Annotated in this window: 21 protein-coding genes and 2 pseudogenes; 9 read left to right on the top strand and 14 right to left on the bottom strand. The window is 62.6% G+C overall.

Features of this window, described 5'->3' with window-relative positions:
- Window positions 1-12: 12 nt before the first annotated feature.
- Window positions 13-549, bottom strand: a complete 537-nt coding sequence (locus tag EPN51_RS20200; protein ID WP_293046002.1) for a PaaI family thioesterase — start codon at window positions 547-549, stop codon at window positions 13-15.
- A 111-nt stretch (window positions 550-660) separates the two neighbouring features.
- Here EPN51_RS20200 and EPN51_RS20195 point away from each other — a divergent pair, with 111 nt between their 5' ends.
- Together EPN51_RS20195 and EPN51_RS20190 are read left to right on the top strand one after the other, a co-directional pair.
- Complete coding sequence (locus EPN51_RS20195) at window positions 661-1,410, top strand: SDR family oxidoreductase (protein WP_293046363.1); 750 nt, start codon at window positions 661-663, stop codon at window positions 1,408-1,410.
- 173 nt (window positions 1,411-1,583) lie between these two features.
- Window positions 1,584-3,053 (top strand): aldehyde dehydrogenase family protein, encoded by a 1,470-nt coding sequence (locus EPN51_RS20190; RefSeq protein WP_293045999.1) that lies wholly within the window; start codon window positions 1,584-1,586, stop codon window positions 3,051-3,053.
- 114 nt (window positions 3,054-3,167) lie between these two features.
- Here EPN51_RS20190 and EPN51_RS20185 read toward each other — a convergent pair whose 3' ends face one another.
- Both EPN51_RS20185 and EPN51_RS20180 read right to left on the bottom strand, forming a co-directional pair.
- Window positions 3,168-3,860: a hypothetical protein gene (locus tag EPN51_RS20185; protein ID WP_293045996.1), complete on the bottom strand. Its 693-nt coding sequence runs from the start codon at window positions 3,858-3,860 to the stop codon at window positions 3,168-3,170.
- Complete coding sequence (locus EPN51_RS20180; RefSeq protein ID WP_293045994.1) at window positions 3,857-5,206, bottom strand: phenylacetate--CoA ligase family protein; 1,350 nt, start codon at window positions 5,204-5,206, stop codon at window positions 3,857-3,859. Before EPN51_RS20180 ends, EPN51_RS20185 begins: the two co-directional genes overlap by 4 nt.
- Before the next feature lie 140 nt (window positions 5,207-5,346).
- On the opposite strand from EPN51_RS20180, the gene EPN51_RS20175 reads away from it, so the two are divergent.
- Both EPN51_RS20175 and EPN51_RS20170 read left to right on the top strand, forming a co-directional pair.
- Complete coding sequence (locus EPN51_RS20175) at window positions 5,347-6,882, top strand: AMP-binding protein (RefSeq protein WP_293045993.1); 1,536 nt, start codon at window positions 5,347-5,349, stop codon at window positions 6,880-6,882.
- An 88-nt stretch (window positions 6,883-6,970) separates the two neighbouring features.
- The gene (locus EPN51_RS20170) at window positions 6,971-7,705 is read left to right on the top strand and encodes a TetR/AcrR family transcriptional regulator C-terminal domain-containing protein (RefSeq protein ID WP_293045990.1); all 735 of its coding nucleotides are present in this window, start codon (window positions 6,971-6,973) and stop codon (window positions 7,703-7,705) included.
- Between the two features lie 9 nt (window positions 7,706-7,714).
- Here EPN51_RS20170 and EPN51_RS20165 read toward each other — a convergent pair whose 3' ends face one another.
- On the bottom strand, window positions 7,715-8,923 hold the full coding sequence (locus tag EPN51_RS20165) for a cytochrome P450 (protein WP_293045988.1): 1,209 nt from the start codon (window positions 8,921-8,923) through the stop codon (window positions 7,715-7,717).
- A 157-nt stretch (window positions 8,924-9,080) separates the two neighbouring features.
- Here EPN51_RS20165 and EPN51_RS20160 point away from each other — a divergent pair, with 157 nt between their 5' ends.
- Window positions 9,081-9,968, top strand: a complete 888-nt coding sequence (locus tag EPN51_RS20160; RefSeq protein ID WP_293045986.1) for an SDR family NAD(P)-dependent oxidoreductase — start codon at window positions 9,081-9,083, stop codon at window positions 9,966-9,968.
- A gap of 54 nt (window positions 9,969-10,022) precedes the next feature.
- Here the strand turns inward: EPN51_RS20160 and EPN51_RS20155 are convergent, their stop codons facing one another.
- Complete coding sequence (locus EPN51_RS20155; protein WP_293045983.1) at window positions 10,023-11,000, bottom strand: thiolase family protein; 978 nt, start codon at window positions 10,998-11,000, stop codon at window positions 10,023-10,025.
- A 200-nt stretch (window positions 11,001-11,200) separates the two neighbouring features.
- Window positions 11,201-11,650, bottom strand: a complete 450-nt coding sequence (locus EPN51_RS20150) for a zinc ribbon domain-containing protein (protein ID WP_293045980.1) — start codon at window positions 11,648-11,650, stop codon at window positions 11,201-11,203.
- A gap of 46 nt (window positions 11,651-11,696) precedes the next feature.
- Between EPN51_RS20150 and EPN51_RS20145 the strand changes: the two are divergent.
- Together EPN51_RS20145 and EPN51_RS20140 are read left to right on the top strand one after the other, a co-directional pair.
- A pseudogene (locus tag EPN51_RS20145) lies at window positions 11,697-11,801 on the top strand (SDR family mycofactocin-dependent oxidoreductase); the annotation flags it as partial.
- Between the two features lie 55 nt (window positions 11,802-11,856).
- Window positions 11,857-12,000, top strand: a pseudogene (locus tag EPN51_RS20140) (SDR family oxidoreductase); the annotation flags it as partial.
- Window positions 12,001-12,022: 22 nt separating this feature from the next.
- On the opposite strand, the gene EPN51_RS20135 reads toward EPN51_RS20140, so the two are convergent.
- Genes EPN51_RS20135 through EPN51_RS20120 form a run of 4 tightly spaced genes read right to left on the bottom strand, consistent with a single transcriptional unit; the run spans window position 12,023 to window position 14,838 of the window.
- Window positions 12,023-12,481, bottom strand: a complete 459-nt coding sequence (locus tag EPN51_RS20135; RefSeq protein ID WP_293045978.1) for a MaoC family dehydratase — start codon at window positions 12,479-12,481, stop codon at window positions 12,023-12,025.
- 8 nt (window positions 12,482-12,489) lie between these two features.
- Window positions 12,490-13,227, bottom strand: a complete 738-nt coding sequence (locus EPN51_RS20130) for an SDR family oxidoreductase (RefSeq protein WP_293045976.1) — start codon at window positions 13,225-13,227, stop codon at window positions 12,490-12,492.
- Between the two features lie 12 nt (window positions 13,228-13,239).
- Entirely contained in the window at window positions 13,240-14,016 is a 777-nt protein-coding gene (locus EPN51_RS20125) for an SDR family oxidoreductase (RefSeq protein ID WP_293045973.1), read from the bottom strand.
- Between the two features lie 51 nt (window positions 14,017-14,067).
- The gene (locus EPN51_RS20120; protein WP_293045970.1) at window positions 14,068-14,838 is read right to left on the bottom strand and encodes an SDR family oxidoreductase; all 771 of its coding nucleotides are present in this window, start codon (window positions 14,836-14,838) and stop codon (window positions 14,068-14,070) included.
- Between the two features lie 161 nt (window positions 14,839-14,999).
- On the opposite strand from EPN51_RS20120, the gene EPN51_RS20115 reads away from it, so the two are divergent.
- Together EPN51_RS20115 and EPN51_RS20110 are read left to right on the top strand one after the other, a co-directional pair.
- Window positions 15,000-15,575 (top strand): TetR/AcrR family transcriptional regulator, encoded by a 576-nt coding sequence (locus tag EPN51_RS20115; RefSeq protein ID WP_293045968.1) that lies wholly within the window; start codon window positions 15,000-15,002, stop codon window positions 15,573-15,575.
- Window positions 15,576-15,658: 83 nt separating this feature from the next.
- Window positions 15,659-16,867 carry an amidohydrolase family protein gene (locus EPN51_RS20110; protein WP_293046360.1) on the top strand — a complete coding sequence of 403 codons (1,209 nt, stop codon included), beginning with the start codon at window positions 15,659-15,661 and terminating at the stop codon, window positions 16,865-16,867.
- A gap of 15 nt (window positions 16,868-16,882) precedes the next feature.
- On the opposite strand, the gene EPN51_RS20105 is transcribed toward EPN51_RS20110, so the two are convergent.
- The 4 genes from EPN51_RS20105 to EPN51_RS20090 all read right to left on the bottom strand — a co-directional run bounded on the left by EPN51_RS20105 (window position 16,883) and on the right by EPN51_RS20090 (window position 21,620).
- Window positions 16,883-17,629 (bottom strand): FCD domain-containing protein, encoded by a 747-nt coding sequence (locus tag EPN51_RS20105; RefSeq protein WP_293045966.1) that lies wholly within the window; start codon window positions 17,627-17,629, stop codon window positions 16,883-16,885.
- A 171-nt stretch (window positions 17,630-17,800) separates the two neighbouring features.
- On the bottom strand, window positions 17,801-19,027 hold the full coding sequence (locus tag EPN51_RS20100; RefSeq protein ID WP_293045964.1) for a CoA transferase: 1,227 nt from the start codon (window positions 19,025-19,027) through the stop codon (window positions 17,801-17,803).
- Window positions 19,017-20,282, bottom strand: a complete 1,266-nt coding sequence (locus EPN51_RS20095) for a CaiB/BaiF CoA-transferase family protein (RefSeq protein WP_293045962.1) — start codon at window positions 20,280-20,282, stop codon at window positions 19,017-19,019. The genes EPN51_RS20100 and EPN51_RS20095 overlap by 11 nt, the downstream gene beginning before the upstream one ends.
- A 219-nt stretch (window positions 20,283-20,501) precedes the next feature.
- Window positions 20,502-21,620, bottom strand: a complete 1,119-nt coding sequence (locus EPN51_RS20090) for an acyl-CoA dehydrogenase family protein (RefSeq protein WP_293045959.1) — start codon at window positions 21,618-21,620, stop codon at window positions 20,502-20,504.
- Window positions 21,621-21,631: the final 11 nt, after the last annotated feature.

Genomic DNA, 21,631 nt, shown 5'->3' with positions numbered 1-21,631 from the left:
CGAACGCCGGCACTAGTCCGCAACAGTTCCCGCGGCCGCGTCCTGCTCAGCCAGCCATGCACGATGGCGCGCGAAGTGCGAGGCGTCGCGAGCGATCCAAAGACCCGTCGCTGTGGCCAGCACACCGTTGCCCGGCAGCAACACCAGTTCCCCTGAGATATACCATTTTTTGCCCTCGATCTTGTCGATCCATGCGCGGGCCCGCAGTGGACGCTCAATGGGTACGGGTTTGCGGAAGTCGACGGTGATCGTCGCGGTCACACTGAGCTGATTGTGGTTGAGCGGAACGTGCCCGAGCACCTCGTCCATGACGCTGGCCGTCCATCCGCCATGAGCTACCCCCGGCCCGCCCTCGTGACCGGATGGACATACCAAGTCCGAAACGAGAACGTCATCCTCGTCGAGCCGTTCCTCGACTAGACCGAGACGGCACCGCGAATTCGGCATGCACGCTCCGCACAATCCGACACCACCTTCACTGCGGGGCAACGCCTGCAGGTCGGTGCCGATCCACGACAGCAGGTCCGCATCCGGTGTGCCCGCGTTCATCGACCCTGTCTCTCACTAAGCATGACCACGACCGTACACGGTTTACATTACGGTGTAAGGTCGGATCGGCCGTTACGCCAGGAGGTATCGATGCCCCACGCCGAAGGAGTCATCGGTTCGCGTCTCACCGGGCGAGTTGCTGTGGTCACCGGTGGCGGCCAGGGTGTTGGCCGCGGGATTGCACTCGCGCTGGCCAAGGAAGGCGCTGGCGTGTTCATCGCGGGACGCACGCTTGAGAAATGCCTGCAAGTGGCCGGTGAGATCACCGATTTCGGGGGCGCCGCACGTGCTCACCAGTGCGACGTCGGCGATCGGGGCCAGATAAATGACATGGTAGCGGCCGCGGTCCACGCCTTTGGCGGCCTCGACATACTGGTGAACAACGCCCAATCGGCGGTCCAACGGCCGCTGATCGACCTCACTGATGATGACGTTGAATTATGTTATCGCACAGGGGCTTTAGCGACGTTCTACGGAATGCAGGCGGCCTACCCACACCTCAAAGAGCGGGGTGGTGGTTCGATCGTCAACCTGGGTTCGTCGACAGCGATCGAAGGCAATCGCACCTTCGGCGCCTATGCGATGGCGAAGGAGGCTATCCGCGGACTCTCGCGGGTGGCAGCCAGGGAATGGGGACCCGACGGCATCCGGATCAACGTCGTCGTCCCAAACGCCATGTCCCCGGGCGCCGAGGACTTCCGCCAACGGCATCCGGCACAGTTTCAGCGGCAGTTGGACCGAATTCCACTGCGCCGCATGGGTGATCCGGAGACCGACATCGGACGCGCCGTAGTCGTGTTGGTGTCCGATGACATGAGTTACCAGACCGGAGAAACGGTAATGCTCACCGGCGGCGCCTAGCCCGGCGCCCGCTGGGCATGCATGACTTCGTCAGACGCATCCGTAACCGTCTAAATTAGGCAGATTATTGAACTATGCGATGGGTCACGTTACAGTGAAAATCATCCGTGACCGGTTGCATTGCAGCGTGTCACGCGATGACGACAATCCATATTTATCCGAAAGGGCCGAGCATGTCGCAGACCGACCACGAGGGCCGACTGTTCATCGACGGCGAGTTCAGGGAGGCGAAGTCGGGCAAGCGCTACGACGTCATCAATCCCGCCGATGACTCGGTGGTGGCGTCGGCCGCGGATGCTGCGCCCGACGACGTCCACGACGCCGTAACCGCGGCCCGCCGGGCGTTCGACGAGTCCTCGTGGGGGACCGATCACAAATTCCGTCGACACTGCCTCGAGCAGCTCCAGGCCGCGCTCTACGAGGAAGCCCCCGCCTTTCGCACGCTGCTGACCCAGGAGGCCGGCGTCCCGGCGTCGGTGTGGCCGACCCACGTCGATTACATGATCGACGGCATGGATTTCTGGAACGAGCTCACCACGTCGTTTGAATGGGAGCGCGACCTCGGTCCGGGCGAGGTGCTGGGCATGAAGAGCAACCGGCGGGTTCGATACGAGCCTTACGGCGTGGTGGGCGCGATCACTCCGTGGAACGCCCCGTTCATGACCGCCATTTGGAAGGTCACGCACGCGATGGCGACCGGCAACACCGTGGTCCTCAAGAGCGCCCCCGACACCCCTCTTGTCGCCGCGAAGATGGCGCAGGTGGCACAGGAGAAGACCGACATCCCGCGGGGTGTGTTCAACACGATCAGCTCGGCGGACAAGGCGATCGCCGGTGACGCGTTGACGGGTGACCCGCGCGTGGACCTGTTCCACTTCACCGGCTCCCCCGGTGTCGGCCAGCGCATCCAGGAGCGCGCCGCCAACGGCATCCGCAAAGTCGTCCTTGAACTCGGCGGCAAGTCCGGGAATATCGTGCTACCCGACGCCAACCTCGATCTGACCTGCATGTTGGGCACGATGATGTGCATGTCGAACAGCGGTCAGGGTTGTGCCTTGGCGACGCGCATGGTGGTGCACGCCGACATCTATGACGAGCTCGTCCAACGCTTGGAGACGACCCTCGGCGGACTGTCCTGGGGCGATCCCATGGACCCGGCGAACGTCATCGGCCCGATCATCCGCAGGGAGCAGGTGGACCGCATGGAGGGCCTCGTCGATCGCGCCCGCGCCGACGGCGCGAGGGTTCTCGTCGGCGGTAAGCGCGGCGACCGCCCCAAGGGCAACTGGTACGAGCCGACCCTGGTCGTCGATGTCGACGAGAACGCGGAGCTGGCGCAGACGGAAGTGTTCGGCCCCGTACTCGCCGTCGTCAAGTACGACGGTGACGACGACGAGGCGGTGCGCGTCGCCAACAACACGCGTTACGGCTTGAGCGCGTACGTCCAGTCCTCCGATGAGGAGCGAGCCTGGCGGGTAGCCAACAGGCTGCGTGCCGGCACTGTCAACATCGGCATGTCCTTCTACCTCGCGGCCGACGCACCCTTCGGCGGCTGGGGAATCAGCGGTGTCGGTTCGGAGCACGGCATCGAGGGCTTCCGCGAATACCTTCGCGTCAAGACCATCGCCAGCCCGCACGTCTAAACGACGGCCTGGCGTCGGACGCTGATCCGGCGATGTTGCTGCTTTGCGGCGGGGTCGGCTCCGAGCGATAGGGCGGCCCCGGCAGCGCATTCGACGACTCGGGTGAGGCCGGCCTCAGGACTCGAAGTTGACGAGCACACCGTGCTCGGTGACTCGCCCGACGCTTCCCCGAATGCCCGTATCGAGTTCCCTGAACATCGATGCACGCTCTCCCGCGGTGGACACGATCAAACGGCCATCGTCAGACGTCACCGACCATTCCGCGGAATTGACAACGGTTCCCACGCCCGGCAGCCCCAGCGCGAGCGCCGGTCCGAGCCGCACGTACGAATGAGCTGGAACGCCGAGTTCCGCGAGCTTCGGATATGCGTCCTCGCGGGCCCATACCATGGGGATACCAGACAGCAGCTCGCCCGCATCGGCGTCGAACTGGGCGATGCCGTCCAGCGTCTCAGCACCGAGTCCAATGATCGCCTTCGGCGCAAGCGCCTGAGCGAAGTACACGAAACGTTTTGCGTCCCAGCCAAAGACCTCGGCCGGCAGGAATACCACGCCGAGCCGTCGCAGTGCGTCGATCACCGGAGCTGACCAGGCGTCCTCCCAACTCATCATGGTGGTGATGGCGAAGTCGCCCTTGGTGAGCCCGGCTGTACGCAATACGGCTGTTGCCCAGTCGGTGTCGCGCTCGACCTCATCCCATCCGATCTCGAAGTCACGGAACTCGGTACCAACCTGACACGACGCGATACCGTACAGCGGCGGGCGCGGAAGGTCCTTGGTCGCCGCGAGCATCGTGGCGCGGCTCATGCCTTCACCGTCCTCGGGAACTTCGCGACACTGGTACTGGTGGCCAGGATCTGGTCGACCGTCATCATCTCCACTTCCACGTTCACTCCGAGTTCCTTCACCAGGAGGGCAACAGCGCGTTCGTGCAACTCGTTCACGTCTCCGGTGCGGTCCGGCGCATAACCGACGCGCACCCGAAGAATCTCCATTGTCGGTGCGTACTTGACCACTTGGAACAGGGCGTCGCCACACTCCGGCAGAGATTCGACGAGGGCCCATATCTCCGACAGCACGAGCGCCTTGGCGCCCACCTTGATCTCGTCGCCTGCTCTCCCCACCACCCATGTGCGCGCGTGGGTGCGCCCGCTCGGTGTCGGCTGCCGCGTCATGCGCACCAAATCTTCGGAGCGGAACCGGATGTAGGGCGCCGCAGGATTATCGAGGTCCGTCGCGACAAGCTCACCAATCTCGCCGTCCGCCACCGGCTCACCGGTCTGTGGGTCGAGGAACTCCGGATACACCGTGTCCTCCTGCAAGTGGTATCCGTCGTGCTCGCCGCCTTCCCAGGCCGTCCCCGTGTCCCCGGCACTGGTGTAGGTCATGAGATTGATTCCCCAGTCGATCCTGACCTTTCGCGAGAGCACTGCGCCGAGAGGCTGGCCGGCAAAGGAGGCACCCTTGAGCGATCGCAACATCTTGGCGATGTCGTACTTCGGTTCGAGTTGCTCGAATTCCATCACCGTGGGGAGGAACAGCTGCATGTAGGCGATCTGATGCCGCTCGATCGCCTGGAGGACGCGCTCACCCTGACCGATCCAGCAATCGCAGAACACCGGAATCAGACCAAGCGCGTGGTAGTGACGGGCTATGTAATTGCGGAACGTCCCGGTCGGAACCAGCGCGCGGTCGCCGGGCCGAAGGCCGAGTTCCCAGATTGAACGCGTCGACATCGTCGGCAACGGAGGGCTCTGTTCCCAGATCTCCGGCAAGGGCTCGGGCGCCGATGTGGTACCCGACGTTGATGTGATCGACGTCAGTTCTGACCGGTCGACACACAACAGACCGCCGAATGGATCACCGGTCCGGGCGCGGTATTCGCGGATATCGGACTTGCCGAACGTGGGAATCTTGTTGCTGAAGTCCGCGAGGGAACGAACGTCCCCAGGGCCGGAAAGGCCCGCTTCCGACCACAACTCCCGATAGAAGGGCGCGCGCTCCCAGACGTAGGCGACGAGCTCGATGACCCGCTGCTCCTGCCACCGAGTGATCTCCTCGCGCGGAGCCGTCTCGATCTCGTGTTGCAGATACTGTCCTGGTGAGTCGACCGCACCGATTGAGGCCGAGGTCGGGTCGGATTGGACGGTCACGATCCTCCTTCGTTCGGGCACGCTTGCCGTATTGGCGTGGGCCGACGGCGCGCCTCTGACGTTACACTGTAACGTGAGGTCCACCACAGCCCATAGTGGTAGATAATTATGCGCATTCACCTAACCGAGCGGAGGACCCCATGCCCGGTGTCACACTTTCTGACGTCTGCGCTGAGCACCGTCGCCAGTACCCGGACAAGGTCGCGGTGATCGACGGTTCGGTGCGGCTGACCTGGCCGGAGCTCGACGGCCGAGTCGACGGCGCCGCCCGTCTGCTGGCACAGCGCGGTGTCCGCCGGGGCGATCGGGTGCTGTGGCTGGCGCAGACATCGTTCCGCTTCCTCGAACTGATGATCGCGTGTTCGCGTCTGGGTGCCATGATCTGCGCGGCGAATTGGCGGCAGTCCGCGGAGGAATTCGCATTTGTGATCGACGACTTCGACCCGAAGGTCATCGTCTGGCAACAGGAGGAAATTGGTCATCGCGTCGAGGCCGCTCGGTCGCTGGCCGGTACTTCGGCCACGTGGATTCAGCACGATACAGAGGCGGCAGACGCGTACGAGAACCTCCTCGCGACTGCCGGCGACAATCCGGTCGCGCGCGCCAGCGAACCGGACGACGCAGTCTTCGTGATTTATACCGCCGCGATCAGCGGTCGCCCCAACGGCTCGATGCTGAGCAACCGCAACTTGATCGCGATGGCCACCGTCACCGGACCGGTGACCGGCGCAAGCAATGACAGTGTCTTTATCAATTCCGGGCCGCTGTTCCACATCGGCAACTTCCAGTTCGACGCGATGCCGGTTTTCGTAGCAGGTGGCACTAACGTCTACGTTCGCCGCGTGCAGGCCGACGAGCTCCTCAATATCATTGCCACCGAGCGCGTCACGTCGGCATTCCTGATGCCGCCCACGATCCTCGAGATGAAGGCCCTCAACGAATCCCGCAAGCTCGATATCTCCTGCCTGCGCGCGGGCGCGCTCGCGCCGGTATGGGGGGATGCGCTGCCGCCCGACACCACAGCCTGGAGCGCGTCCGGCGGCGGATTCGGGCAGACCGAAGTAACCGGCCTGGCTGTGCTGAATGCCTTCGGCGGCAGAGGAATCGGCAATTCGGGACGGCCTTCCCCCATGAGTCTGGTTCGCATCGTCGATGCGGAGGGCACCGAGGTCCCCAATGGCAGCACTGGCGAGATCACGATCAAGGGGGACACCGTCCACCTCGGGTACTGGAATAGGCCGGAAGTCAATGCCGCCCGCATGCGAAACGGTTGGTGGCATACAACGGACTGCGGACGTCGTGAATCCGACGGCACCATCCATTTCATCGGCACGATGACCAGGATGATCAAGTCGGCGGCCGAGAATATCTACCCACCTGAAGTCGAGTCCTGCCTGACTAGCCATCCTGCGATCAAAGAGGCCGCAATCATCGGCGTGCCCGATGCCCGTTTCACGCAATCGGTCAAGGCGGTTGTCACACTCGAAGACGGCGCGACCGTCAGCGCCGAGGAGATCATCGAGCACTGCCGAGCACGCATTGCCTCCTACAAGAAGCCGAAGACGGTTGAATTCATCGACGCGCTGCCCCGCAGCGGAGGGGCCACGGACTACGACGCGCTCGACAGGATGTTCGGCGGCGGCGGTTATCCGGGCGGCATCAACGTTCGCGGCTAACCTTCGTGAATGTCACTGACAGCCCATCACACCGCCACGGTATCTGACGTGAGAAGTCGGGCCGCCTCGATGTAGACCGTCATAACGCGTGCTGGGTCGACTAACATCATCTGATTGGATTCCACCGACCGGGACGGGTACGACCATCAGCTCCATCAACGCCAACTCCGCGCCTCGCCGCGGAAAGACTCCGACGCTGACCGAGGATCAGATTGTCGAAGCCGCGTTGACGATCATCCGGGCTGAGGGCTTGGAGGCCTTGTCGATGCGCCGACTCTCCCGAGAGTTGGGCCGTTCCGCCATGGCCCCCTATTGGTATGTCCATGACAAGCAGGAGCTGCTCGAGCTTGTTGCGCGAAAGTTGTTGTCAGAGGTAGAGATTCCTCCGCGGTCCGCCGGCTCGTGGGACGAACGCCTGCGCACGGTCCTCGAAAATATCGATGCCCGACTGCACGACCACCCGGGAGTGGCCAGCGTGCTCCTCGAGCGTATGACACACACCGACTTGTCGCTGATGAGCGCGATCCACCAGATTCTGGTGGACGCGGGATTCGAGGGCCCTCGGGTATTCCTTTCTTACGCGATGATTCACACGTATCTCTTTGGTCGCTATCAAGTTCAGACGCTGGGCGGGCACGATGAGTGGCCGAGCAATCCCGAACTCGGTGAGCCGTTGAGTTCGCTTATCCCCCACCTCGCACAGCTGCGGGGTCGAGACTTCTTCGCATATGGCATCGATACTCTCATCGCGGGTTTACGCGTGCAGCTAGAGAATCCACCGAAACCCATCCCGAAGTCGGCCCGCGGGAGATCAGCGCGCTAGCTGGCGGCGCTAAGCGCGCGGTGTGAACTTGATCGGCAGTTGCAGCGCAGCCCGCACGGCCACGTTGTTGAACTCGAGCGGTGCCTCGGAGTCGATGGTGAAATCCGGAACGGCCTTCAGGAGCTCCTCGACGGCGATGCGAAGCTCCATGCGAGCCAAGTGCGAGCCAAGACAACGATGCGTGCCGCTGGCGAAGGCGATGTGGCTGATGCGGCCACGGTCGAGCTTGACGCTCAATGGATCGTCGAAAGCTTTCGGGTCGACATTCGCTGACGACCACACCACGTGGATCGCGGCGCCCTTCGGGATGACCAGACCGTCACCCAGGTCGATGTCAGCCTCGGCGTATCGAAACCCGGACGGCACCGGCGACTCGTACCGGAGTAGTTCCTCGACGGCGAGCGGGATGAGCGAAGAATCGGCCACCAGCCGGTCGCGCTCCTCGGGATGCGCGCCCAGCCAGGCGAAAATACAGGACAACGAGGACGTCACCGTGTCCAATCCGGCGAACATGAACAGGAACATGACGTTGACCAGTTGTTCGTCCGTCAGTGGCTGTCCGTCGAACTCGGAATGGATCAGCTGCGATACGATGTCCTCCCGCTCGCCCGTCTCTGCGCGCCGTTCAGCGAGAAAAGTTACAAAGAACTCGTAGATCTTGGCGGCCGACACCATCATGTTGGCCTCCATCTCCTCTTGGGTATCACCCTGCGGATGGATCACGCCGTCTTTGAACTCGATGAAGAAGTCGAGCCTGTCGACCGGCGCGCCCACGAGTCGAAGGAACGTCAAGCTGGGTAGCGGCACGCAGAACGCATCGTGGAGTTCCGCGCGTCCCTTCGCCGCGAACGAATCGATGAGCTCTCGGGACAGCGCGCGGATCTGATCCTCCAGGAACGCGATCCGCTTCGGGGCAAACATCGGGTCCAGGATGCGGCGCCACTTGCGGTGATCTTCACCGTCAATCTCCAGCGGGATGAGCGCGCCGTCGTTGCCGAACGAGCCGCCTTGACCGCCGGCACCGAGAACCTCAGGGTGCCGGTTGACAGCGAGGATGTCGGACAAGCGGTACAGCGTGTAAACGCCTTCGACCACTTCGGCTCTCACCTCGTTGGCCAGACGATAGTAGATGGGTTGCGGTTCCCGCATGTCCTTCACCTGCTGCGTCAGCGGTGCCAAGCGCGGGTCGAACCGCTTCTTTTCTGCTGTGTCCGTCATCATTCCCACCTTCTGCACCGGCTGTAGTCAGCGAACCTTACGATGTAACGTAATTGGACACACACTAACATCAGGCACGGCCGGGCTGCCAAAACAGGCAGATGATTTATCGGTTTTTGCGCTACAATCGCTTCGCGCACCAAGGATGGGACATCACATGCGGCTCAAGGACAAGGTCATCGCGATCACCGGCTCGGGTTCAGGACTCGGCAGGGAGTCTGCCCTGCTGTTCTCCTCAGAAGGCGCTACCGTCGTCACCAGCGACGTCGTACCCGGCCGCGCGAAGGCTGTCGCCGAACAAATTCTCGCTGAAGGCGGAAATGCAACTTCCACCGACGCCGATGTACGCAGCGAATCCGATATGGAGCGGCTCGTCGCCGAGACCGTGGAGGCCCACGGGCGCATCGACGTCATGTGGGCCAACGCCGGTATCCCCGAGCCCGGGTTCGGCATGAGCGGGTTCGTTGACTCCGCGCTGGCGGACTGGGACAACATTTTCGCGGTCAACGTCACGGGCATCTACCTGGCCTGGCGCGCCGCAGCGAAGTGGATGGTCACCAACGGGGAGACCGGTAATCTACTCGCCACCTCGTCCGCCGCGTCGTTCAACGCCTACCCAGGTTTCCCGATGTACACGGCATCCAAAGCAGCCGCCAACGGTTTGACCCGCGCAGCAGCGCTTGAGCTCGGTAAATTTGGAATCCGCGCAAACGCGCTCTGCCCCGTCCACGGCATGTCGGTCAACTTCGCGATGGGGCCCGAAGCGGACGTACTGGGCAAGTCCTACGAGGAGATGACGCCCTGGGACCCGGATAAGCGAGCGATGCCTCTACGTCTTGAACAGCCACCGGTGATCCGTGACAACGCCTACCTAGCGCTGTTCCTCGTGTCCGACGAGTCGCGGTACATGTCAGGACAGACCATCGCGTCCGCGGACGGTGGCAATTTCGCCCGCACGTCGATCATCTTCCCCACTGACCTCGGCGGCGACGACATCACCGAAGGCGTTCTGCCGGAGGATATCCGGAACGAAATCGATCGCTAACCGTGCGAGTCCGGACGCAGCCAGCGGCTGGGCAGCACTCGGCACGGTGACTCGTCACCCTCGGCTCAACGTCAGACCTTGAGCGTTGAAGAAGAATCCGCCGGGCGTCAGCAACGCGCGCTGCGCGTCGGGTACCTGGCGCTCGCCGGCGAGACCTTGCAACTGGTGGACCGCCTCGCGAACGTGCCCCGATCCCTGGGTGGCGCCTTCGGACAGTGAGCCGCCGTGCGGATTTATCGGTACCCGGCCGTTGATCAACACACGGTTGGTGGTTTCATCCCAATGCTCCTCGAGGAAATCACCCGCCTCCCCACGTCCGCACCACCCGGTGTTCTCGATCCAGTTCAACGCCAGGATCGAGAAGCCGTCGTAGGGGAAGTACACGTCGGTGTCCTCAATCCAGAAGTCGCTCTTCGCCTTCAGCGTGTCGACGACGACCTGCTGACCGTGGTGGTCCAACCCGCGAATCTGGTCCTCGTCGTTTCGGTCCGACTGGCCCAGCACCACGGCATCGATAAGCACGGGAGGAAACGGCATATCCCTCGCCCGTTCCGCGCTCGTCACGATGAACGCGTCCGCACCATCCACCGGCAGATCCATATCGAGCAGACACAGCGGTTCGCGGATCATTCGAGCCGCCAAATAGTCGTCCATGGTGATAGGGGTTCGCAACGCCGCGAGAGGGTTTCGCGCGGCATTGGAGCGATCGTTGAGCGCGACCCTGCCGAGCGCAGCCCTGGGTACCCGATAATCGTGTACATACCGGGATGCCCAACCGGCGTAGCCGACCGAGGCCGCCATCGTTTCTGGCCCCGGGTGTGGGTCGGCAAGTCCAGGTGTGGCGATGCGACGAAATGGGTCGCGCATCGAGGAAGCCGTATTCCATGCCATCCTGTATGCCGCGTGGTAGACGAGGACCACGTTGGCGAGACCGGCATACACGGCAGCGGCAGCAGCGGCGAGGTGATTGCCGAACGGGATCAACGGGTTGGCCGTCCACGTGGTGCGTGGGATCCCAAGCGTATTCTGCAAATCCGCCGTCGTGGGCCATGAACCACACAGCCCGTCAATGTCGGCAGCGGTCAGCCCGCACTGACGTATGACGTCGATACACGCTTGCGCCGCCAATCCGGTTTGCGTGCGTTCAGAGTTGGTGGCGGTGAATCCAGTGCTGGCCGCTGCGGCAATCGCGACCCGATGCCTGAGGGGATTCGCAACCGCGTTCGTCGATTTCACGCAATTTCTCCGATTCGGAAGACTGGCATGGGGCTGCCGTGGCGCTCTGTCCAGTCCAATGCCACGCGTGCGCCGATCACGATATCCTCGCGAGGCGCATCAACGACCGTTGCCGTGAACCGGGCCCCGGGCGCGTCATCAAGGTCTACCGTGACAACCGGGTACGGCGCGGAGTAGTCGACGCCCTCCGCCGGTGGACCCTGGTGCAGGAAAATCGCGAGTGCGATCGTGCCCGCACCCGACACAACGGTGGCGGTCACGTCCGACGACCAGCACTCCGCACAAAGGGACCGGGGCGGATGGTGCCAGGTCCCGCAGGCATCGCATCGGTTGATGAGCAACCGGCGCTCAAGGCGTCCGAGATAATGCGCCTTATTGTCGTGAGTGATTGGTTCACCGGGAAATCGTTCCACGAGTTCATCATTCGACATATCGAGCCTGCTCATCGAGCTGACTTTACACTGTCAGACCGGTACCGGCGAGGACAGACAGATGATCAAACGCCCAGAGGGAAAGGTTGTGTTCATCACCGGCGCCGAGCGCGGACAGGGGCGAGCCCACTGCGTGCGATTCGCCGAAGAGGGTGCAGACGTCGTCACCGGCGTCGCGCTGCCGGTCGATGCAAATCACCTGGTCGAACGAGTCGACCTGTCTAGACGACCGTGCTTCAGAAGCATTTCCGTTGGGTCGGATGGGCGATGCCGAAAACGACATCGGTCGGGCAGTGGTCGCACTGGTTTCCGACGGTATGAAATACATGACCGGTCAGACGGTGATGCTGACCGGCGGCGCCTGAGGGGCTCGATCGGGACGCGTCGTCAGAACGCGATTCGGCTGATGGTCTCGGCGACCACAGCCGGTTTCGGCTGACCGTCAATCTCGAGCACCTGGTTGACGATCAATTGCAACGTTCCATCGGGTATCTGCTCGGCGCTGTGTAGTGTCGAACGGAGCCGCACCCTGGCTCCCACCGGTACCGCGGCCGGAAAGCGCACCTTATTCGACCCGTAATTGATGCCCATCTTGGCACCCTCGATCGTATAAATCTGCCAGCCCAGCATCGGCAGCAGCGACAGACTCAGATACCCGTGGGCGATGGGCCCCCCGAACTGCGATTCCCGTTTGGCCCGTTCGACGTCGACATGAATCCACTGATGATCACCCGTAGCGTCAGCAAAAGTTTGCACCCGGTCCTGGGTGACATTGACCCATTCGCTGATACCCAACTCCTCGCCGACCGCCTCGAGGATCTCGGTGGCGGAACTGAAGATTCGCATTGTTCTCCTTAAGCACTCAGTAGGCTTCCTGAACGGGCGATGACCACTTCGGGGACGACAGATCGCCGAGATAGGCGAAGGCACATGTCGACCACTTCGACGACATCGGCGACCGGAATCATCTGCTCCTTATCGAGCACCCCGCGCTTGTACTCGGTCATGTCGGTGTCGACGAAACCCGGCGCAACGGCCGTGGCCTGGACGCCGTTGACATTTTCTTCGAGGTTGATCGAGCGGCACAACGAGATCAAGCCCGCCTTGGCCGCACCATAGCCCGAGAGTCCCTCCTCGGCATAGAATCCGGTTATCGACGACATCGCAACGATTTTCGCTCCTTGGGAGCCAGCGCATGCCGTAGCCCGCAGCACGGGCAGGGCGAGCTGGATCAGAACGAATGCGCTGCGCAGATTGATTGCGAATTGTCGATCGAAACGCTTTGGATGAAAATCGGCGATCGAACCCGATGAACCCGCACCGGCATTGAGGACAAGTGCGTCCAGCGTGGTGTAGCGCTGCACGTGTGCTTCGAGGAGTTGCGTCAGATAGCCGTCGTCGAGAACATCACCCGCCATGCACACCACGCCGGCCGCGCCATGCGCGTGGAGAATGGAAGCCACCTCGCTGAGTCGCCCCTCGTTGCGGCCGGCGATGGTCAGGCCAAATCCGCGCTGAGCCAGCCGGGTTGCGACGCCAAGGCCGATGCCGCGCGACGCTCCAGTCACCAGTGCCGAGGTTGTCGACGACATCAGAACTCCTTTTCACCGAGGCGCAAAGCGCTGCGCCCCGTCCAGCCGCAACACTTCGCCGTTGACGTAGCGGTTCCCCAACAGAAACGTCGCCGCGTCAGCAAATTCCGCGGGAGTACCCAGGCGCTTCGGGAACGGCACCGAGGCCGCGAACTTCGCCAGTGCTTCTTCGCCAACCGATTCCATCAGCGGAGTTTTCATCGTCCCTGGGGCGATCGTGTTGACCCTTATCCCCACCGAACCCAAATCACGCGCAGCGGCAAGTGTCAATCCGATGACACCGGCTTTGGCTGCGGCATAGGCACTCTGGCCGATCTGGCCCTCGTACCCGGCGATTGACGCAGTCATCACCACCGCACCACGTTCCTCGTCGATCGGTTCGGCCGTGGCAATGGCAGCGGCCGCCAACCGAAGTAGGTTGTAGGTACCTGTGAGATACAGACCGATCGTCTTGGTGAATCCGTCCAAATCTGCCGGGCTGCCGTCGCGTTGCACCACCCGCTGCGCCACGCCCCACCCACCATGAGCGATAACGGAGTACCGGAACGTGCCCAGCTGCCGTGCGGTGTCGATCGCCGCTAAGACACCGCGTTCGTCGGTGACGTCGGTCTCGACGAAGGCGGCTGCGTCGCCTAACTCCGCAGCGAGCGCTTTGCCCTTATCCTGCGCCAAGTCGGCGATGACCACAGCAATCCCCTCGGCATGCAGACGACGCACCGCCGCCTCCCCCAGGCCGCCCGCTCCGCCGCTGACGATTGCTGAGCTGCCTCGAAACCGGGTTGGTATCATGCGTTCTCCTTTGATGAGGTTCGGTTTTCGATCTCTGTTCGGTACCCGTGCTCAGTAGCGCATGTGTATGCCCGCTGCGATGTTGAGTGTCTCGCCGGTCGTTGCCCTCGACTTGTCGGAGATCAGGAATGCCGCCGCTTCGACGATGTCGGTTACGTCCGGCAACCGCCCTAACGGTGAATTCGGCAATTGCTCGGCCTTGATGTCTGGGTGCAAGACATCGATGAATCGAGTTCCGGTGACCACGCCCATGGCCAAGGTGTTCACCCTGATGCCGAAAGGGCCGCCCTCGTGAGCGCAGCACCGGGTGAGCACGTTGAGGCCGCCCTTGGATACCGCGTACGGCGTTTCCAAACCGAGCCCGCCCAGATCGGGCGCATACGTCGAAACATTCAAAATGACGCCGCCACGGCCCGCGTCGCGCATCTGGGTCATTGCAGACTTTGACAGCAGCCACGGCCCGCTGAGGTTCACCGCGATCACCCGATCCCAGCTCGAGGGCTCGTAGTCGAAGATCGACCCCATCTCGTTGTGTGCCGCGTTGTTCACCAAGATCGAGATCGGACCGACCTCGCGCGCGACCCAATCGGTCACCTCCAAAATATCCTCGCGCACACCAACATCAAGTCGTTTGGCATGCACGGTGGCGCCCGTCCGCTCGGCGATCTCCGCGGCCGCCGCAACGACACGCGTGGGGTGGGAGTCGGTGACGATAACGGTCGCGCCGTCGGCACCAAGCCGCGTTGCGATCGCTTTGCCGATGCCCTGACCCGCGGCCGCAGTGACCAGGGCCACTCGGCCGCCGTGTTCGGTTGTGCCCATGCGACGTCCACCTGTCTGATCGGCTACCGCCAGCGCTCTGCGCCTCATTAGTTAAATGATTCAATCATATTAGAAATCAACGGAGCGGAGCGCACCCTCGCGTGGATCGTTGCTATGGTTCACCAGCAGTTATCAAAACACCGAGCCGAACGGGAGCGATCATGGCGTCATTGCGCGAACGCAACCGCTCCCGCACCAAGCGAGACATCGAAGCCGCAGCACTGACGCTGTTCGAACAGCAAGGCTACTCGGCCACCACGGTGGAACAGATCGCAAAGCGCGCCGGAGTCTCACCGGCCACGTTCTTTCGCCACTTCCGGTCCAAAGAGGAAGTCCTGTTCGTCAGCGAACGCGATGCAGTGGATGGCCTGGTCAATCTCGTTGCCGCCCGCCAAGGTCGCGCCCAAACACTGGAGGCGCTGGCCGGACCGGTCGCCGAATTTGCACACAACTACCTGCATGACGCCGACGCCGAAACGCAGCGAGTGACCCGACTGGTGATGACCACGCGCGAACTCGAGCCGCGCAGCATGCGGATGCGGCTCCGCTGGGAACACGCGCTGGCCAGGCAGTTCGCTGCCGAAAACGAGACGGACGTCAACGGACGGCATGTGCTGCTGGCTAATCTCGCCGTCGGTTGCCTGGCTGCAGCGCTCTGGCAATGGCAGTCGGCTTCCGAGCCGGTCGATATAGCGGACACCACCCGCCGCATGTTCGCCGACGCGACCACGCACTAGCCGCGCCACTTGCGAGAGATTCTCGCAACTTGATAGATTCTCTCGGAGAGTGGACGTCAGGCCTGATCGTGGGAGGAATAGCAATGGCCATTATCGAAAACACGGTCGGAACGCTGCCCTACCTGATGACCGACTTCGACCAGCACTCCTATGAGGCCGAAGACGCGTTCACCCGATTCATGCCGAAGAACAAGCTGCACACCGCGGTGCGCACCATCAGAGCTGCGGGCTATGACCACAAAGTTCTGCTCGCGAATGATCGCCTGGTGACCGCACTGGAGAACGACCTCGACGAGGCGTATGTCCCGGGATCGCTGGTGGAAATGCTGAAGCAACGCGCGTCGGGTGATGCCAGCGACGCAGACCGGTTTTATGAGCCGATCCAGGACGAGTACCGGGACAGAAACAAACGGCTGATCCAACTTCACGAGCAACAGATCGAGAAGTCGATCATGTACCCCGGCGGCTGGAGCCTGCTGGCGGAGGCCTATCTGAAAGACACCGAGGTTCTGTACGACAACATTGTGGCGTTGAACCGGTGGATCGACGAGGACTGGGGATTCGAGTTCAAAGGCACGATCTACGCACCGGCTGTGCTGTCGATGCGCGACCTCGAGCGCTCGTGCGCAGAGCTTGACCGTGTTTTAAATGCCGGTGCGCGATTCATTCTGTTGCCCGCCGGCCCCGCCTATGGCCGCTCGCCCGGAGATCCGTACTTTGACCCGTTCTGGGCCCGCATTAACGAGGCCAAAGTGGTTGTGTCGTATCACATTACCGAGTTCCACTACCAGGAGCACGTCGCTACCGACTGGGGATGGAGGCTTGGCCCGCCGTTCCAGTTCTCGGCATGGCAGTGGCAAAACACCTACGGCGAACGCCCAATCACCGACACTCTGTCGGCTTTGATCTTCGACAATTTGTTCGGACGCTTCCCGAACATCAAGGTGCTGGTCAGTGAGTTCGGTGCGGAGTGGGTCCCGCATTTCGTTCGGCACATGGACAAGAGCCGGGGCATGGCGCGCGGCGGTCCGTGGCTAGGCGGTCAATTGACGGAACGCCCCAGCAATGTCTTCAAAAAGCACGTCCGTGTGGTGCCCTATCCCGAAGACGACACCCCGTCGTTGGCGGAGCGGTTGGGCACTGTTGATTGCCTGCTGATGGGCTCGGACTGGCCGCACGCGGAAGGACTTCGCGAGCCTGCCGACATGTACTCGCGCGTCGCCGGCCTCGGCGACGAGCGGCGCAAGTCTTTCCTGCGCGACAACGGGCTGGCGCTGATCAACGGCACCTAGTCAGGCGGCCGGCCCCTAGGACAACACCTCGACCAGGGTCGAATCGGCCTCGCCAACCATGTAGGTTTCGACGGCCTCCAAATGCCTTCGCCAATGTTTTTGAGCGCCTTCGATATCACCCTCGTTGAGCAGTTTGACAAGACGCACATAGGCACGTTGGGCCTGCTTGTTGACCGGGCTGCTGAAACCGCGGGGGTGGGTGGCAATGTACATCGCGTTGTGGGCTTCGATGATCTGGAACAGCATCTTGCTCAGCTCCGCCAGCGTGGTATTGCCCGCAGCCTCGACGATTGCGGAGTGAAACTGCAGATCGTGTTCGGCAAAAGCATCGTCATCCTCGATGAGCGGCTCGGCCTCGTGCGCCAACGCCTCGATTTGTTGCAAGGCCGATTTGCGTCGCACGGTGCTCAACATTCCCACCGCTGAGACCTCGATCTCGGTGCGGGCCCGGTACACGTCGCTCAGCGGTGTGCCCTGGTACTGCAGCAGGATACCCATGTAGCGAGCAGCGACGGCGCCGTCGGGCTCGAGCACGCGGCCGCCGCCGCGCGCACCACGCAGCACCGTGATAATGGCCTCCGATTCCAAGATCCGGAAGGCTTCGCGAAGCGTCGGTCGCGAGACCCCGAATTCTCCCATCAAGACGGCTTCGTTCGGCAACAGTTCGCCGGGCTTCAGGTCCCCGGTAATGATGCGACGCCGCAAATTGGCGGCCACAAGTTCGCTGGCCTTGGGAACCTTGACTATCGTCGAAGTCCGCATTGCGGCGCACCGTTCCTCTCAGTTCCCGCTGCCCATAGCGGCCGACGCCGCTAGATAAGGATTCTATCTGTCCGAATAATTTGACTTATTATAGTGCTTTGTCGCCTGTGATGAGTCGTCGCCGGTGCAATCGCGACGAAAGTCTCAAGACGGTACCCACATTCGATTCGTTCAGATCACTCTGTCGGCGCGCCACTGCTCGATGCGATCGCGATCGAACCCGAGTTCGGACAAGATATCGATGGTGTCGGCGCCCAGTGTCGGCGCGGGGCCACGGATCCGGCCAGGCGTACCGGACAACCTGACCGGAAAGTCGGCGATGGGTGCCGGTTGTGCCATCCCCGGGTACGGCACGTCGATCAGGTGCTCGGCAAATCGCACTTGGGGGTCGTCGAGCAGGTCCTCAGGACGCATGACCGGCCCTGCGGCGATGCCCGCGCGCGACAGCTCGGCGATCACCTTTTCGGTCGTCACCCCGGCGCACCAACTGGCGAAGATATCGCTCAGTTCCTTTCCATGTCGTCCACGGTCGGTGTCGTTGCTGAACCGCTCATCGTGCAGCAAATCCTCGCGATCCACTAGTGAACACCAGCGCTCGAATTGGCGATCTCCCACCACCGATGCCATCACGAAACCGTCCTCGGTGGCAAAGATGTCAAAAGGTCCCGACGTCTGCCCCCGGTTTCCACTGGGCTCGCGCCGAATACCGAGCACCTGGGCTTCGACGGTTTCGCGGTTACCCATCAACAAGCCGGTGTTGAGCAGCGAGCCGTCGACGTGCTGACCTAGGCCGTTGCCCATGCGCGCCATCAGTGCGGCGAGCACCCCCATTGCCAAGAAGCTTCCCGTCGCAAAGTCGATGTAGGGGACCCAGCATCGTGTCGGAGACCCGGGCTGTCCCGACAGCGCGATCGCGCCACTCATCGCCTGGATCGTGCCATCGAAACCGATCCGCTCCGCGTAGGGACCCTCATCACCAAACGCCGTCGCTGTCACCAGCACAGCGCCGGGGCGCCGCGCATGTAGCGATTCCCAGTCAAGTCCCATCCGTTGCCGCGTCGCCGCGGGCAAATTGGCGACAACCACGTCGGCGGAACCGACCAGGGCGTCGATGATCTGCGTCGCTTCTGGACGATGGGCCGCTAGAGTAATGGCCCGCTTGCCACGGTTACAGACGAGATACATTGCCCCGGAGCCATCTTCAGCTACAGGGGCGATGTAGCGGTCATCGCCCCCGCCGGGCCGCTCAATGCGAATCACCTCCGCGCCCAGATCGGCCAAAAGCGCCGCGCACCACGGGCCGGCGACATGCTTACCGAAGTCCAGCACACGGATACCCGCGAGCACCCCGTCGCCGTGTGTGGGCTGTTGCGACGGATCGAGCTGGTCACCACTCATTGGCCACCGATGATATCCCCGCGCGCAACAGCTCCAATTCGTCACCGTCATAACCGATCTCGCTCAATACCTGTGTGGTGTGCTCCCCCAGGGCTGGCGCAGGCCTGCGTACTCGAAACGGCTGTCCGTCGATGACAGCCGCAGAACCCACGTAGGTGAAGGGACCGGCATCGGGGTGGTCGGCCTCGACAATGATCGACCGCGCGCAAATGTGTGGGTCAGCGGCCATCTCTGTGAGAGTGATGGGCGCAGGGCCAAGGGGAAAACGATGTCTCGCAGCGAGTTCGACCCACTCTTGTTGATCTCGCGAGGCGAACACCGCGATCAGTGCATCCCGCAGGGCCGTCTCGTCCCCGCCGAAGTCGACCCCGCCCGCGGAGGACACCGAAGAGCTGATCAAGTCGGGCCGATCAATGGCTGTGCAGAAGTTCGCCCAGAACTTGTCCTCGATCGCGGCCAGAATCACCATTCGGCCATCACGAGTTTCGTAGAACTGGTACTTGGCGCCCTTCCATACTCCACCGTCAATCGTCGGCAAAGAGTCACGCTCGGTGAGCCGAGCATCGTTGAGCTTATAGATCACGGCGGCCAGCGCCTGGGCGATGACGGCATCCGAACCCGCCACATCAATATGACAGCCCTTGCCCGTCCGTTCCCGCGCGAACAGAGCGGCAGCGACTCGTAGAGCCGCGTGCACCGCGGCCGCGGCCGTAGCCTCTCCACCCATCTCGGCTCCCCCCAACCCCGACGGGGGGATCGGATGCATGAAACCGTCTTCGCCGCGGGCGACCGGGTTGGCCCCCGCCAGGGCGGTCATCAACATGCCATGCGTCGGAATTTTGCTATAGGGACCCAGTAGCCCGAATCCGGTCACGCTGGCGTAGATGATGGCTGGGTTACGTTGTCGCTGAGCGTCATAGCCGATGCCCAGTCGATCCATGGCCCCGGCGGCGTTGCCGTCAACGAACACATCAGCGCTCTCGAGCAGCCGCCAAAACGCATCGCGGCCGGCGTCGGTGCGGACGTCGACGGCGACGCTGCGCTTATTGCGGTTCACCTGCAGGTGCGCCGGGCTGTTGTGCGCCGTGATCTGACCCATGAAGTCGCGCAGGTAGTCGCCGCGTCCTGGACTCTCCACCTTGATCACGTCCGCACCCAAGTCGCCGAGCAGCATCCCCAGGGTGTCACCGTTGAGCAGAGACGCCGACTCCACCACGCGCACACCGGACAGCAGCGCATCCTGGTCGTTGTTCATTGGCCTCCATTCCGATTGCTATCAAGATAGATTATTGTCCTGATTGGCGATACGACAGGCCGCGATGGCGGTGCTGAGGAAGACAGGATCGGGCATGGCGATGCCTATCCGCGAAGTTGCCGGGCGTTGAGCCCGTCGAAGCAATGAGCTGGTAGGAGCGAGTTCGTGATGTCGTAGCGCCGGTGCGCATCACCCTCGCAGGCAGTGTGACCGGATCGCCTAACTCATGCCGAGCAGCTGGGCAATCCGCTCCCGGTGCGCTGCGGGGGATCCGAAAAGCACCTCAGCCGATTTCGCCCGCTTGAAGTACAGATGGGCGGGATGCTCCCAGGTGAAGCCAATGCCACCGTGCATCTGAATGCTCTCGGCAGCAATGTGATACAGCGCCTGAGAACAATAAACCTTGGCGATCGACGCAGCCACGGAAACATCGTCTGCGCCTGCCGAGACCGCTGCGCTGGCATAGGCCGCCGCCGATCGGGCCGATTCGAGCTCGACGAGCATGTCTGCACAGCGGTGCTTGAGCGCCTGGAAAGACCCGATCGGACGCCCGAACTGATGACGCACCTTGAGGTACCCGACGGTTGACTCCAGTACTGCCGCAGCCGCGCCCACCTGTTCGCACGCCAAAGCAGCAATGGCGTGGTCGAACAGCCCCGACAGAGGCGCCCAACCTGCCCCCTCTTCACCCACGAGGACAGCCGGGCACCGGTCAAATTGCAGCGTCGCGATGCGGCGCGTCAAATCCATCACCGGCAGCTGTTCGATCGTCAGCCCGGCGACTCCATGGTCAACCGCAAACAGTGACACGCCTTCGTCCGTGCGCGCTGCCACCAAAACCAGGTCGGCTTCGGCGCCATTCACCACGTAACGCTTGGTACCGGTGAGAGCCCACCCATCCCCCGACGGAACGGCCGTCACCGCGATGTCGGATTCATTCCAGACCGCGGCATCCTCGCTTATCGCGACAGTAGCCACGCGTGAGCCATCGGCGATGCCCGGCAAATATCGCTGGCAGGCCTGCTGGTCCTTCGATAGCAATAAGGCCGTGGGGGCCAGAACAACACTGGCCAGCACCGGCCCGGTGAACAGGGTGCGCCCCGTCTCTTCGAGGACCACGGCCAACTCGTCGAATGCACAGCCGGCGCCACCGAATTCCTCGGGGATGGCCAGCGCCTGCATCCCGATCTGTTCGGCGGCGGTCTCCCATGCCTGCTGGTCATATCCCAGATCGCTGTCCATCTGCTCGCGGACATCGGCTTCCGAAGAGTACTTTCGCAGAAACGCGCGCATGACGTCGCGCAATACCTCCTGGTCACTCGTGGTAATCAGCGCCATGTGCCGCCTGC

The organism is Mycobacterium sp., assembly GCF_004298145.1.
Classification (GTDB): domain Bacteria; phylum Actinomycetota; class Actinomycetes; order Mycobacteriales; family Mycobacteriaceae; genus Mycobacterium.
The sequence above is the reverse complement of the archived record's forward strand: the minus strand, read 5'-3'. Positions and strand labels throughout refer to the sequence as shown.

Coding starts and splice junctions, on each gene's coding strand:
- EPN51_RS20120 (WP_293045970.1), bottom strand. CDS start 14,838: ATGGGCACAACCGAACACGGCGGCCGAGTGGCCCTGGTCACTGCGGCC.
- EPN51_RS20200 (WP_293046002.1), bottom strand. CDS start 549: ATGAACGCGGGCACACCGGATGCGGACCTGCTGTCGTGGATCGGCACC.
- EPN51_RS20160 (WP_293045986.1), top strand. CDS start 9,081: ATGCGGCTCAAGGACAAGGTCATCGCGATCACCGGCTCGGGTTCAGGA.
- EPN51_RS20095 (WP_293045962.1), bottom strand. CDS start 20,282: ATGAACAACGACCAGGATGCGCTGCTGTCCGGTGTGCGCGTGGTGGAG.
- EPN51_RS20100 (WP_293045964.1), bottom strand. CDS start 19,027: ATGAGTGGTGACCAGCTCGATCCGTCGCAACAGCCCACACACGGCGAC.
- EPN51_RS20110 (WP_293046360.1), top strand. CDS start 15,659: ATGGCCATTATCGAAAACACGGTCGGAACGCTGCCCTACCTGATGACC.
- EPN51_RS20175 (WP_293045993.1), top strand. CDS start 5,347: ATGCCCGGTGTCACACTTTCTGACGTCTGCGCTGAGCACCGTCGCCAG.
- EPN51_RS20190 (WP_293045999.1), top strand. CDS start 1,584: ATGTCGCAGACCGACCACGAGGGCCGACTGTTCATCGACGGCGAGTTC.
- EPN51_RS20090 (WP_293045959.1), bottom strand. CDS start 21,620: ATGGCGCTGATTACCACGAGTGACCAGGAGGTATTGCGCGACGTCATG.
- EPN51_RS20185 (WP_293045996.1), bottom strand. CDS start 3,860: ATGAGCCGCGCCACGATGCTCGCGGCGACCAAGGACCTTCCGCGCCCG.
- EPN51_RS20125 (WP_293045973.1), bottom strand. CDS start 14,016: ATGATACCAACCCGGTTTCGAGGCAGCTCAGCAATCGTCAGCGGCGGA.
- EPN51_RS20165 (WP_293045988.1), bottom strand. CDS start 8,923: ATGACGGACACAGCAGAAAAGAAGCGGTTCGACCCGCGCTTGGCACCG.
- EPN51_RS20115 (WP_293045968.1), top strand. CDS start 15,000: ATGGCGTCATTGCGCGAACGCAACCGCTCCCGCACCAAGCGAGACATC.
- EPN51_RS20135 (WP_293045978.1), bottom strand. CDS start 12,481: ATGCGAATCTTCAGTTCCGCCACCGAGATCCTCGAGGCGGTCGGCGAG.
- EPN51_RS20130 (WP_293045976.1), bottom strand. CDS start 13,227: ATGTCGTCGACAACCTCGGCACTGGTGACTGGAGCGTCGCGCGGCATC.
- EPN51_RS20150 (WP_293045980.1), bottom strand. CDS start 11,650: ATGAGCAGGCTCGATATGTCGAATGATGAACTCGTGGAACGATTTCCC.
- EPN51_RS20105 (WP_293045966.1), bottom strand. CDS start 17,629: ATGCGGACTTCGACGATAGTCAAGGTTCCCAAGGCCAGCGAACTTGTG.